The sequence below is a fragment of the Arenibacter latericius DSM 15913 genome, assembly GCF_000424985.1.
Taxonomy (GTDB): domain Bacteria; phylum Bacteroidota; class Bacteroidia; order Flavobacteriales; family Flavobacteriaceae; genus Arenibacter; species Arenibacter latericius.
Genome location: NZ_AUKX01000003.1, coordinates 1 through 13,601 on the forward strand (window position 1 = coordinate 1; position 13,601 = coordinate 13,601).

General features: G+C 36.6%; 7 protein-coding genes and 1 pseudogene. 4 read left to right on the plus strand and 4 right to left on the minus strand.

What is annotated here, in order from left to right; all coding sequences use genetic code 11:
• The 3 genes and pseudogenes from H344_RS0101765 to H344_RS0101775 all read right to left on the minus strand — a co-directional run.
• Window positions 1-4,348: pseudogene (locus H344_RS0101765) on the minus strand (DUF11 domain-containing protein); the annotation flags it as partial.
• A gap of 461 nt (window positions 4,349-4,809) precedes the next feature.
• Complete coding sequence (locus H344_RS0101770) at window positions 4,810-6,897, minus strand: PorP/SprF family type IX secretion system membrane protein (RefSeq protein WP_026808711.1); 2,088 nt, start codon at window positions 6,895-6,897, stop codon at window positions 4,810-4,812.
• Between the two features lie 6 nt (window positions 6,898-6,903).
• A complete protein-coding gene (locus tag H344_RS0101775; RefSeq protein ID WP_026808712.1) occupies window positions 6,904-9,171 on the minus strand; it encodes a T9SS type B sorting domain-containing protein in 2,268 nt (755 codons plus the stop codon).
• A gap of 290 nt (window positions 9,172-9,461) precedes the next feature.
• Between H344_RS0101775 and H344_RS0101785 the strand changes: the two genes are divergently transcribed.
• The 4 genes from H344_RS0101785 (at window position 9,462) to H344_RS0101800 (ending at window position 12,421) form a co-directional block, all read left to right on the plus strand.
• Window positions 9,462-11,147, plus strand: a complete 1,686-nt coding sequence (locus H344_RS0101785; protein WP_026808713.1) for a glutamine--tRNA ligase/YqeY domain fusion protein — start codon at window positions 9,462-9,464, stop codon at window positions 11,145-11,147.
• 366 nt (window positions 11,148-11,513) lie between these two features.
• Window positions 11,514-11,843, plus strand: coding sequence for a YtxH domain-containing protein (locus H344_RS0101790; RefSeq protein WP_026808714.1), 330 nt, complete (start codon window positions 11,514-11,516; stop codon window positions 11,841-11,843).
• An 11-nt stretch (window positions 11,844-11,854) separates the two neighbouring features.
• Window positions 11,855-12,199, plus strand: a complete 345-nt coding sequence (locus tag H344_RS0101795) for a phage holin family protein (protein WP_026808715.1) — start codon at window positions 11,855-11,857, stop codon at window positions 12,197-12,199.
• 3 nt (window positions 12,200-12,202) lie between these two features.
• Window positions 12,203-12,421, plus strand: a complete 219-nt coding sequence (locus H344_RS0101800) for a DUF6327 family protein (protein WP_034256015.1) — start codon at window positions 12,203-12,205, stop codon at window positions 12,419-12,421.
• A 236-nt stretch (window positions 12,422-12,657) separates the two neighbouring features.
• On the opposite strand, the gene H344_RS0101805 is transcribed toward H344_RS0101800, so the two are convergent.
• Complete coding sequence (locus H344_RS0101805; protein ID WP_026808717.1) at window positions 12,658-13,590, minus strand: SPFH domain-containing protein; 933 nt, start codon at window positions 13,588-13,590, stop codon at window positions 12,658-12,660.
• Window positions 13,591-13,601: the final 11 nt, after the last annotated feature.

The window sequence follows — 13,601 nt, forward strand, 5'->3', positions numbered from 1 at the left end:
TGGTCTGCACACAGCCACCTGCATCAGTTACGCTAATGGTATAGGTACCTGTTTGGGTAAGACCTGTAAATACATTGCTGGCTTGTGGGCCTAAAACATTGGAACTAGGGTCAGTTAGTTGGTATTCATATCCTCCCCAGCCGTCGGTAGCAGTAATGGTCACAGATCCATCCGCTGAACAAGTCAATGGGCTAACTGCAAAAGTAAAGTCCATCACCGAAGATGGCTCACTCACGGTAACCGTTGCCGTATCACTACAATTGGTAGTATCGTCCGTAACTGTAATAGTATAATCACCGGCAACAAGACCAGTTAAGTTAATTGTATTTGAAGACTGAGCTGCAACTGCTGTAGCCCCGTTAATAGAATAACTATAAGTACTGTTAAAATCACTTACAAAGAAATCTACTGCACCGTCTGCATTTCCTAAACAGGTTATGTTGCTAACTAAACTACCCGACACCAGAATGGGATCTATTGGAGTAATAGTATAAGTTTCTTCATAAGAACACCCTTTACTATCTGTTACTCTAAAAGTATAGGTATCTGGGGCCAAATTATTAAAGGTAGCCGTCTTTCCTGAAATAGTAGTTGCAGCAATAGTAGCTGGTGCGATGATCTCTATGTTTAAAGGATCAAATCCATTTATAGCGGTTACAGTTACATTGGATGTTTGGGTTGGACAATTTGGTGCTGTTGATGAAAAAGTTAAATCGGTAGGCTCATCTAATGGAGCTAGGACTATGGTATTAGTAACAAAAGTACAAAGTGTTGCATCCCTAATAGTAATACTATAACTACCGCTAGTTAGATTAGAGAAAGTTTCTGCCCCTGGACCAGAGACAAAATTTACACCATCTATACTATAGGAGTAGGGCGCAGTACCCCCAGTTACATTCTGAACTTCAATAATCCCGTCTTGTAGACAGGTATAATCCTGCACTAAAACAGCGTCACCAGAAACAGCGTCTACTGGTCCTCCAATAGTAAAAGTTTCTATAAAATCGCAACTGTCATTGCCTTTAGTTTGAGTAAGGGTTACTGTATAATCACCCTGTGGTAAATTTGTAAAAGTACCTGAGGAGTTACTAATTATACTGCCATCTGGATAAGTAAGGGAATAGTCAACCTTATAGCCACCCGTTGTGCCCATGTTAAAAGTAATTGCCCCATCTTCAGCTCCAAAACAAGACTCATTAGTAACTGAAGTTGTGTATTCCACAGCAGGAACCAAATCAATGTTAACGGTATTAGAAAATACGTAACAATTGTTCCTATCCACCACTATAAAGGTATAATCTCCTGGATTTAGAATGTCAAAAATTACACTAGTTTGATATTCACTTGGTGGTATTGCAGTTACATCTGGGTAGGAGATAACCGTATTACCATTATCATCTACATAGGACCAAATAGCATAGGTATGAGGTGTTCTACCCCCATTAGAATCCATTTGAATATTTCCCTCTCTACAACTAATATGTTGGGAAACCCGTGCTGTTAAACTTAAATCAGCCTCATTTAAGACAGTTACTTTTTCTTCCTTGTAACAGCCATCATCGGTACGAACACTAACTATATAATTTCCTGCATTTAAATTGGAAAAAGTAAAATTGTTATTCGGTTGAGCAGTCTCATTATCAAGAAAAGTGCCGTTACCACCGTTACTACCATCATCAATCCTAATTTCATATTCATAATTACCTTCAACATTCAATGCCTGAATGTTTATACTTCCTAGTGTACTACATGTAGTTCCTGTTGCTGTGGTATTTAATTGAAAATCTCGATCTCTAATTCCGATATCGGGGGTAGTGAATTCACAAGACCCATCAATTGGCTCTCCTGTATTGGTATCAAGTTGAGTAACTCCTATTCTATAAGCACCATTTGTGTCGATTTCAAAACTTGGTCCATTATTAGCACTGTAAGGCACTACGATAGTATTATTAGCTATATCATATAATTGATACCCATATCCTAAACCTAAATTGGTAATAGTAATATTTCCTGGCGTTGTACAGATAATATCATTTGAGGTGTACTGTATATCTAGATTGTTTTGAAATACATTAAAGTAGAAACGACTAAAACATCCGCCTTGATAGTTAATTACTAAACGGTATTTCCCTTCTTGGTTAGCCGTAAAATTTTCTCCAGTAGAAACCTGGTTCCAGGTACAGGTAGCATTCTTATTGCCACAATCGTCCCCTGAATCCGTACAGCTGCCTTCTACCAATTTTTCCCAAACCATACTCTGGGCATCGGTGATGTTCACTTCTATTAATTGTGAATCATTTACCCCGCATAGGAAAATTTTAGGTAGGGGACTTCCATCCACGGAGCAACTGACAATTTCCCCTTGAATATCGTTGGTAGGATCTGCATCATTGTTTCTATTGTTAAAGAAGTCTACAATAGGGTTCGTTTGGGTAGTCCCAAAACGCTCAACGGTCATGATTTCCTTAAAACCTTTACAGGGATCGGCAACAATCTTATCTACAATATAGGTCCCTGGATCACGAACAATAAATGTACTAGGGTCATTATCCGGATCTCCGTCTGTAATAAGAGTGTCCGAAGCGTCCAACACCCCATTACCATTTTCATCCTTATACCATTTATAATCGTCAAAACCATCTCCAGCATCTAGAATAACTTGCTCTCCACAAAGTTGTACCGTCCTGGCAAAATTACAATCATCTAAATTATCTAATAAGAAATTGGTAGCACCTGGAGAGGCAAATCCACAACCGTCAAAATCATGAGCAGAAGGATCATCGGTAATAATGTTACTATTCAGTCTTCCTTGATAGGTAGAATAGGCCAAGTTTTGAATTATATTAGAACAGGCGTCTATAAAATCAAAGCAGTTTTCTGCTACGGTTACCTGCATACGAATACTACTTGCTGAATGCCCTTTAACCACTAAATTATTTGGAATACTAAAGATTACCGTTCTTGTAGGTTCATCAAAAGTATAAGTGACCCCGGCTGGTAAGTTAAGGTTGGCCTCATTTAAGGAGACATTGACAGGAAGGATATCTTTTATCGTTAAATTTTCTGCATCATCATTCCCAACATTCTGAAATTCTAATACATAATTCAAGGTTTGTCCTAAATTAACCCCTGCACCTGTAATATCGTTCCCTGCAATATCTTCTACTGTCTTCTTAAGATTTATAATAGGTTCTATAATCTCAACATCAAAAGAGGTAAAGAAAATATCATACTTGTCTTGAGTAGAACTTGCCCGTAAAACGGCTCCAGTTTCACCGTTGGGGATAACCGTTTTAAATTGGTTAGCTATCGGAAATAAATCCACATCCCAACCCAAGGTATTTATTGAGTTAGGATTTCTATCGGTAACAATAGCATCTGCTATGGTTATATTACTATTAAAAAAGTTATTAGCTGGGTTTACGGTATTTCCTAAGGGTGTAAAACTAGCATTACTGTTCGCTTTTATCGAAAGTCCGTCTCCTCCAATTCTATTATCACCCTCAAGAGCCGCAACACCAAGTTGAGCATTTACTGGAAAAGGGTCGGGTAGGGTGGTAAAACCGTTAAAGGGAATGTCTACCGTTTCACCAGATTTTATTCCAGCGTACCCATCAAAAGTAGTAATGAATTTTCCAGGTAAACTTGGATTTTCATATACAACAACCATTTTCCATCCCCCAGAAACCCCACCAGAAACATTATCCCCAGAACTTGCCCTAATATTGGCTGCAAAATATTCCCCATTAGGATCGGCCATTCCACTAACAATAGACGTAATATCCTTATAACAAGCATATGGGCTATAGGAACCAAAATCGGCATCGCCTTCCCCATCAAATAAAATTTCATCAGCCGTTAAGTCTTGATAAGTTCCTCCTGGTGTTCTAAATTTTATCTGATCAAAACCACTTCTATTATCTTCTTTAAAAACTGCAGACCAATATAGTCCGGCATACCTTACCTTAGCACAGCTAATATCAGGTACCGTTAAAATAGCACTACTACTACTAAATGTAGATGGGTCACCATCTACATCTATATATTGCATGTTTAGGTTGTCATTGTATTCCGAAGAGTTGCCCACCTCATTATAGGGGTCATTAGGTGATACTTCTGGATAATGAATAGTTTCCCGAACCCACCGTCCATTTCTCCTCACCCATCTTCTTTCACTATAGGCATCTGCTTGCCTATTGACAATATTATTAGCAATAAAAGTAATATCACCTCTAATTTCATCTGCATACCGAACCTCAAAATCGTTTTTTACTTGAGAAAATGCACTTATAGTGCCCAATAGTAAAAAACAAGTTAAAAACAGATACTTGTAGGATATTGGTTTCATGTGAAAATAGATTTTGGTTAAATACTGGTGACGCACTTTGGTTGGTTTAATGGTTTAAGAAACAAGACTGTTTTTTATCGAGTAGGAAGCTGAAATACAATCAATTCCCAATACAATCCTATTCAAAACAAATATTGACCTTAATAAGGAGGCGATAAATTTATTGTTGTAGAGGTGGGTAATTTTGTTGTGAAACCCATGGATCGTATGGTATGGGATTTCACATTTAACCGATTAAAATTAAAAGGAGGTATAAAATAAAAATTGGGTAGATGATCACTTCCCATTATAGAAGTGATTATACACAACAACACCCTATATACAAAGGATTCTCTATTAACAAAAAATAGAGGAATACACCTTGTTTAGGGCATAAAAATAGAGCTAAGATGTAGAAATCTTTTACCTATAAAATGTATGAGAAAGTTGTTAATGAGTATCCCTAAATACAGTGACCTTATTTAGCTTATCTGGTTAGAGGCCACTTTCATAATCCACACCTTTTCGTTATAGGAATTATCTATTTTAGAATAATAAGATACCAAAGCATTATTCCAAGAATCGTATTTCTTTAAATAAACATACCGATAGTTATTTTTAGGGTTTATAAAATAGCTGGCACTATATCCCTGAGCATTTAATAATTTCACAAACTTATTCGCATTGTGAGCATTGGCGAAAACATTCGCTATTATATAATAGGCATTTCCACCATGCTTTCTGTATTCCTTAGGAGTACTAGTAGTTGTAGCCTCACCGCCTACATTGTCCTTAACCACAACATTTTTTTGTAGTTTATCCACAGCGTATTGGGAAGATGTTCCCTTAAGCTTGTTTACGTTATTCACATAAGCTTTATCCCGATCACTACGGTTATCAACATTCATAATCCACAAATCTTCCTGATAAGATCCATTAAATTTTGACTTATGAGCGGCAAGAGCTTCTTGCCATGTGTCATACCTTTCTAGATATACGTATTTTAGTCCGTTCCTTTTATTTTTAAAATGTGCTGCACTTATTCCATTATTAGCAAGTTGATCTACAAACTGATTCATATAGCGATCGCCTTTGTAAACATTAGCCACCACGTAATAACCATTATCGACCCCCTCTAAGTTTGTAAACTTTTTACTTCTGATATTTTGACGCTTAGCCATCTCGGTAAACTGGTCTTTTTCCACAACATCCTTTTTAGTGTTATTACTTAGATGCCCCTTATTTGCACTTTTTCCGACAGCAGGCTTAGGTTGTAATGCTTCTTTTATTCCAATTGGTTTTTCACTTTTCTCTTGTTGGCTAGTCTGCCGTGCTAAAGCCCCCTTTTCATTATTAGGCAGGTACATCTTCTTAGCTTTTTCTACTAGGTCCGGACGTTTCCCTTGGATCTCATTTTGCACCATTTTCATGACCATTTCAAATCTACGCTCCAAGTCTTTCTGCCGATTAGCTTCCAAAGAGTCTTGCCTAAACATTAGTTCTGCCAATACCTCATTGTTCTCTGCAAGTGCCTTTCTTAATTTTTCCAATTCCTCCTCCTGACCTAGGACTTCCTCTTTAGTATCCACTTCATTTTCTACTAATTCCTCATAATCATCTTGTAACATTACCCTGTCATCAGTAAGGGTAGGGGTAATAGAATAGGCAAAGGATATTTCATGAGTTAGTCCAAAATTATCAAAGTTGTTAGACAAACCCTTTTCCATAGTATAACCTAAAGAAAGTCGTTCATTAATATTAAATCCAATTCCAGCCGAAGCACCGTAAAAATCATCATATCCAGTTTGTACCCAACCAAGTTTTGGTAGATCTAATATTAGACTTCCCCCAAGGACTACTTCGTCCTGACCCACTTTTCTAACTCGGGCTAATGGCATCAAACGTCCCTTCTCAAAAATTCCTTTCTCATTTTCAAACTCATGGGTATATTGTAGGTGACTAGAAAAGGTCTTATCTTGAAATTCACTTACAGATTTGTTCGTTTTTAAATTGTAATCGAACAGGTTCTCTGCAAAAACACCAAAATCAAACTTACCATAAGAGAGATTAAATCCAGGTTGAAAAGACAGTAAATTGGATTCCTGAAGGCCGTTTAAGGAAGGGTCATTGGGATCTAAGGCAGATGCCCTATTTCTATCAAAGCCACTATTGTAATAGGCTAAATTTGCTCCAAATGTAAAATTACTTTTATCACTTAATTTTACCCCATAGGCATAATTTGCCATCACCCCATAATTGGTTATTAAACCCTCTCTTTGGGTATATAGACTTAATCCTATACCATTTCTATCGCTTACCCTACCGCTGTAACTTAAAAAGTAATCTTGATTATTATCATCAAATGATACCGATTGGTTTCTATGGAGTAGATTTATATATGATTTATTCTCCCTTACCGTAGAAAAGGTAGGATTTATAAGAAATCTATTAAACTTTAATAGGTTCTGTGAAGGAACATCATAAGAGATAAACGGACTATCCTCTTGGGCACTTAGAGCAGCAAATCCCAGTAGGAAAAATAGAATATATAAAAAGTTTTTCTTGTACATAGTGCGTTAACGTATTACTGTTATAGTTCCTTTCTTTAAAACTTGTTTCGCATTTTTAATGGTATAATAGAATACCATATTTTGCTTAGGAAACTTCATGCTTGCCTCCGGCCAATTGTTCTGATACTGAAATTGGTTAAGTACTTCTTCCCCTTTGTGATTATAGATAATTACATTAATCTCGGGATCTTTTGTATAGGTATTGGGAAGTATCCATTGGTCATTATATCCATCCCCGTTGGCAGTGACCACATTGGGTACATTAAAAATATCTTGATAGGATACCACAAAGGTTTTACTTACCTTACAATCGTTTACGGATGCAATTAACATATAGGTTCCTTCGGTGGTTAGAGTAATAGAGTTTGTCTCACCCAACAACACATTATTCTCATTAAACCACTGGTAACTATCTGCTCCACTGGCAGAAACTTCTTTAGTGCCCCCTTCTGGGAATACAATTTCATTACCAGAGGGGTTGATTGTAATTAAAGAATCATCAAAAGGTGCAACCACTACTTGGTTAGAAATAAGCTCGCAACCATTTTTTGCTATCGTTAAACGATAAGTTCCAGCTTCGCTAACTATTAACTCCTCTGTTGAAGTTGGCAGAATTATTCCATCCTTAAACCATTGGAAACTTTCCCCACTTAAATCGGTTGTTGTACTAATAATAGCAGTATCCCCAGAACCACAGATAAATGGAGCGGTACTTGTTATGGTAAGGCTCTCATTGGTTAGCAACTGAACTGGAAGGGTATTGGAAACCGAATTAAAACTATCTAAAACAGCGTTTATTTCATAACTGCCATTTTCAACTGTATTGGTTAAACTTAGAGTATTAGAGGTGGCACCTCCTATATTAGCTCCATCCTTGGTCCACTGATAATTAAATGAAGAAATTAAGTCCATTGTCACATTCATTTTAGAACCGTCGGAAAGTACCGCATCTATCTGTGTCACTTCTAAGGCTATACTAGTATTAATACAATTGGTATATTCTGTAGCATAGTCTATGATAAACTCAAAAGCATTAGGATTTACCACATTAGTGGTCTCTGTTACTTTGGTTGCTGTTGTACAGCTGCCTCCACTTAAGGAAACTTCTGCATAATACACCCCTGCTGAATTAGCAATTAGAGTACTTCCTGTTTCTCCGTTTAACGCCACATTGTCTTTATACCATTGATAAGTTACAGGAGAGGCATCTGAAGAAGCACTTAAATTAATGGATCCTCCGGGTAGTACAACCATATTTGCTGGATTATCCCTAGTCACTGTAAAGATACCTGCCTGAGTAATGGAGACTGGTTCGGAGGTTTCAGTACAAATTCCGTTCCCTTGCACTTTTACGGTATATTCTCCTGGAAACTGAGGGTCATTGGTATCTAGTGTATATGTAAAGGCGCCTTGTGTATTTGGCTGAATAACATTTCCATCCTTATACCAAGTATAATAAAGTTCTGGATAGTTCATGTTAGCTTCTAGTGGTGCAACGACCTCGCCAGTACACAATGCTGTTTTAGCAGGTGAATTTATATTGAGTCCCACGCTAGAGCCAACTACAACTTCTATAGATAGGGACTGAGTATTGGAAGATCCCGAACAGGTACTTCCATAATCTAACTCTACAACGTAATATCCTGCTTCGGTAACTTCAATAGAGGGTCCATAGCCAGAGCTGGTATAAGGAGACGTATTTCTGTACCAATTATACCGATAAGTTTCTGCATTCGGAACATTGTAAACTTCTAGCGTAGTTGCTCCTCCATCACACAATTCTACTTTCATCGCTGGGGTAGCGGCGGTATCTCCCACCTCTCTAATTTTAAGCGTATTATTAAAATCGATATAATACATTTCAAATGGGTCTGATACTGGACTTGTCTTTGCGGGATTGGTACTTCTAACTCGGAAACGATAGGCATCTCCTCTAGTAGTTTCTGGAAGTGCAAAACTGAAATCGAAATCGAAACTGGTATTCTTATCGGAAACCCTTGATAGTTCTGTAGCATTTGTAAACACCCCATTTGCATCAGAAAGTTCTAAGATAAATTCATTGTCAGATGCAACTGTAGGCAACCAAGTAAAATTTACAAAATACTCATTAAAACTCTCCGAGCCACAAGCAGCAGTCCACACTGAATTTCCTGATAAATTTGGATTATCAGCAGGAGTTGGCTTGTTTAATGTCTGCGCAGTACTCATGGTCATTCCCAAAGCAAAGAAGCTTAGAATAGACAATACCAATTTATTTAAGAAGTTCAGTTTCATATCTTTTTGTAGTTTAGGCTACTACCAACGTTATTTTTTTTGCCTTTTTCAACTCTATTTAGCAGTCTATTTTGTTGATAACTAGTGGGTAACTTCTCCACTTCAAGCCGTAATCACCTCATTTTCAAAGAAAGGGGATAACAAATATGTCTTATTATTGGAGTTTTTAGAATTTAAAGTTGTAAGGTTCACCAAAAGCGTTGTGAAACACACTTTCTTGTATGGTAGATCTATTTTAAAAGCTACTTTTCAGCGCAATTTCGTTACCTTTGCAGCTCAAAATTTAGACTATGAGTGAAACATCCCGTTCGTTAAATTTTATTGAGCACATCATTGAGGAAGATTTAAGTAAAGGCTTCCCTGAGAATAAGCTTAGATTTAGGTTCCCACCAGAACCAAATGGATATCTACATATAGGGCATGCAAGCTCTATTTGTTTGAATTTTGGCTTGGGTCTTAAATATGAAGCCCCGGTCAACCTAAGGTTCGATGATACCAACCCCAGCAAGGAGGAACAAGAGTATGTAGATGCTATAAAAAGGGACGTAAGTTGGTTAGGATTTGAGTGGGATACCGAATGTTATGCTTCGGACTACTTCCAACAGTTATACGATTGGGCTATTATTTTAATTAAACAAGGTAAAGCCTATGTAGATAGTCAATCTTCAGAAGATATCGCCCTTCAAAAAGGAACACCAACGGAGCCTGGTAAGGCTAGCCCGTTTAGGAATCGTTCCGTAGAAGAAAATCTTCAACTTTTTGAAGATATGAAAGATGGCAAGTTTAAAGAAGGAGAGCACGTACTTAGGGCAAAAATAGATATGGCTTCCTCTAATATGTTAATGAGGGATCCCATTATGTACCGTATTCTACATAAGCCTCACCACAGGACAAATACCGATTGGTGTATTTATCCGATGTACGACTGGACACACGGGGAGAGCGATTATATTGAACAAGTTTCCCATTCTTTTTGTACCATGGAATTTGCCATGCATAGGGAATTGTACGATTGGTTCTTAGACCAAGTTGTAAAAGAGACGAAAGTACGACCCAAACAACGCGAATTTGCAAGACGAAATTTTAGTCACACCGTTGTAAGTAAACGTAAACTATTAAAATTAGTAGAAAGTGGCGTAGTAACAGGATGGAACGATCCAAGGATGCCTACCATTTCCGGACTAAGAAGAAGAGGTTATACTCCAGAGTCTATAAAAGCCTTTGCAAATACAATAGGTATCGCTAAAAGAGATAATGTTGTAGATGTATCACTTTTAGAGTTTCATGTTAGGGAGCATCTAAATAAAATTGCTCCAAGAGTAATGGCTGTACTAAACCCTTTAAAATTGGTAATTACCAATTACCCTGAAGATCAGGAAGAATGGTTAGAAGCAGAAAACAACCCAGAAGACGAGGCAGCTGGATCTAGAAAAGTACCTTTCTCTAAGGAACTATACATTGAACAGGAAGATTTTAGGGAAGAAGCCAATAGAAAATTCTTTAGACTAAAATTAGGCGGAGAAGTACGTTTAAAAAATGGATATATTATAAAAGCGGAATCTTGTACAAAAGATACCAATGGGAATATTATTGAAGTACAATGTACCTATGATCCTAAGAGTAAGAGTGGCAGCGGTACAGAAGAAAGTTTAAGAAAAGTAAAGGGGACCCTTCATTGGGTTTCTGTTAAACATGCCATACAAGCAGAAGTACGATTGTATGACCGTCTCTTTACCGAGGAAACTCCAGATACCCATCAGGAAAAAGATTTTATGGATTTTATAAATCCAGATTCCCTAAAAGTAATTAATGCATTTCTAGAACCAAGTTTAGCTTCTGCCGAGGTTGGCGAAAAATTCCAGTTCCAACGTATGGGATATTTTAATGTTGATAAAGATAGTACACCAGAAAAATTAGTTTTTAATAGAACGGTTGGTTTACGTGATACTTGGGCCAAATTACAGGTAAAAAATTAAAATCGACATCCTTTATTAAAAAAATAATAACAATAGGTATTTTCTATTAAAAACGAAAGCCACAGCTTGTATATGCTGTGGCTTTTTATTTTATACAGGGTTTTACCTATCTCATTTTATTTTAGTGGTTAAACGAGCTTAAAACTCGTTTTTCGATCAAAAAACGGTTTCTTTTCTGTTTACGTCAAAAGTTTATGTGATTACAACCCTTAGGTGTTCCGTTTTTCGTTAATTTTATGAATTCGATGATTGGCTTAAATATTAAGCCAGAAGGATTAGAACGTTCACCTACTATTATTTGGAAATCGTTCTTTTTTATCCTACATTAATTTAATTGAATTACTAACATTTAAATAATTTAAAATTATGGCAAACGATAGTGGAAATACTTTATTGGCACTACTTACTGGTGCAGCTATAGGAGCAGCAGTAGGAATCTTATACGCTCCAGATAAAGGAACTAAAACAAGAAAAAAAATTAAGAAGAAAGCTCAACAGACAGGTGACGATATAAGTACGCGAGTTATGTATGCCAAAGAGGAACTTACCAAAACTGCAGAAGCAAAAAAGGTTGACTTTGAGCAAAAGTTGGAGGATACTATATCCACTATGAGCTATAAGGCAGACGATATCATTTCAGCATTGGAAAAAAAGCTGACAGATTTAAAAAGTAAGAACGCCCAACTCCAAAAATAAAAATATACTAAATGGCTTTGGAGGACTTTAAGGATAACCTATCGGAAGTTGACAGAAACGTACGTGCCTATATAGAAAACACGGAGGAATACTATAAACTCAGAGGGTTTAAGTTAGGAATGCGAGCTATAAGCTCATTAGTGAAACTACTTTTAATAGGTAGTATTGCCTTATTATCCCTGTTTATGTTGTCCTTTGCCCTTGCCTATGGAGTAGGACAATGGCTAAATAATATCTTCCTAGGTTTTTTAATAGTAGGGGGTATATATATACTTTTCGGAATAATATGTTACCTATTCAGAAGTAAATTAGACAAACCTTTATTAAAAAAGTTTTCGGACTATTACTTTGATTAAATTATGAACACAAAACCCGTATTTACCTCCTTTGAGGAAATAGATCATAGATTAAAGATTTTAAAACTACAGCGACAAATAGAGATGGAGCAGATAAAGTTGCATGTAAGAGGTGCAAAGAAGAACATTGTTCCTGTAGCTATGATGGGCGGAGTAGGAAAATGGTCTAAGCGACTATTAATTTCTTTTCTATCTAAAAAGATTCTAAAGAAATTTAGATAGACAAAACTTACACATAAAAAAAACCCTTTTATCCTTATAAGAATCAAGAGATAAAAGGGTTTTTCTTTGCTTTAAATAAAAGTAGGTAAATGTATATTTATAAGGTGTTTATAAGTCGTTTAATAAAGGATAAACCATTTTAAATACCAATAGGTAGTTTATCAATATAACTCGCTTAAATCGGACGATTTAAACTAATAAACGACTTTACCTATAATGTACCCAAACTATTCTCCCTACTTTCCTTTCTCATCGTCTTCTCTTTTTTTCTTCATAGATTCCCCAATCATGTTACTTGCTGTAAAAGAAGCCACCATGTTATTTAACATATCACTTCCGGCCTGGGGGGAATTAGGTAAAAGAATTAGATTAGTATTAGTCTCTTCACCAATAGATTGTAACGTATCGTAATGCTGAGTTACTACAATAAGAGCAGAGGCTTCTTGGGAATTTATTCCCACCTTGTTTAATACCTCTACGGATTCTTCCAAGCCGCGTGCAATTTCTCTTCGCTGATCTGCAATACCCTGCCCTTGTAAACGTTTACTTTCCGCTTCTGCTTTAGCTTTCTCTACAATAAGTATCCTTGCGGCATCACCTTCAAATTGAGCAGCGATTTTTTCCCTTTCGGATGCATTAATCCTATTCATAGCCTCTTTTACCTGGGCATCTGGATCAATATCTGTTACAAGGGTTTTAATGATATCGTACCCATAATCTAACATCGCATCTTGCAATTCAGTTTTAACGGCAATTGCGATATCATCTTTCTTAACAAAGACATCATCTAACTTCATTTTAGGGACTTCGGCACGAACCACGTCAAACACATAAGAGGTAATCTGTTCATGTGGATATTCTAATTGATAAAACGCCTCATATACCTTTTCCCTAATTACCACATATTGAACGGATACTTTAAGTTTCACAAAAACATCGTCTAACGTTTTGGTCTCTACAATAACATCTAATTGCTGAATTTTAAGTCCAACCCGTGCTACAATCTTATCTATTAAGGGAATTTTAAGATGTAAGCCCGAGTTCCTTATACTATGGAATTTTCCAAAGCGCTCTATTATAGCTGAAGTTTGTTGTTTTACGGTAAAAAAGGAAGAAAAAAGAATAATAAATCCGATTACTAACAACGAAATTAAGAAAAATGAATCCATAATATATAATT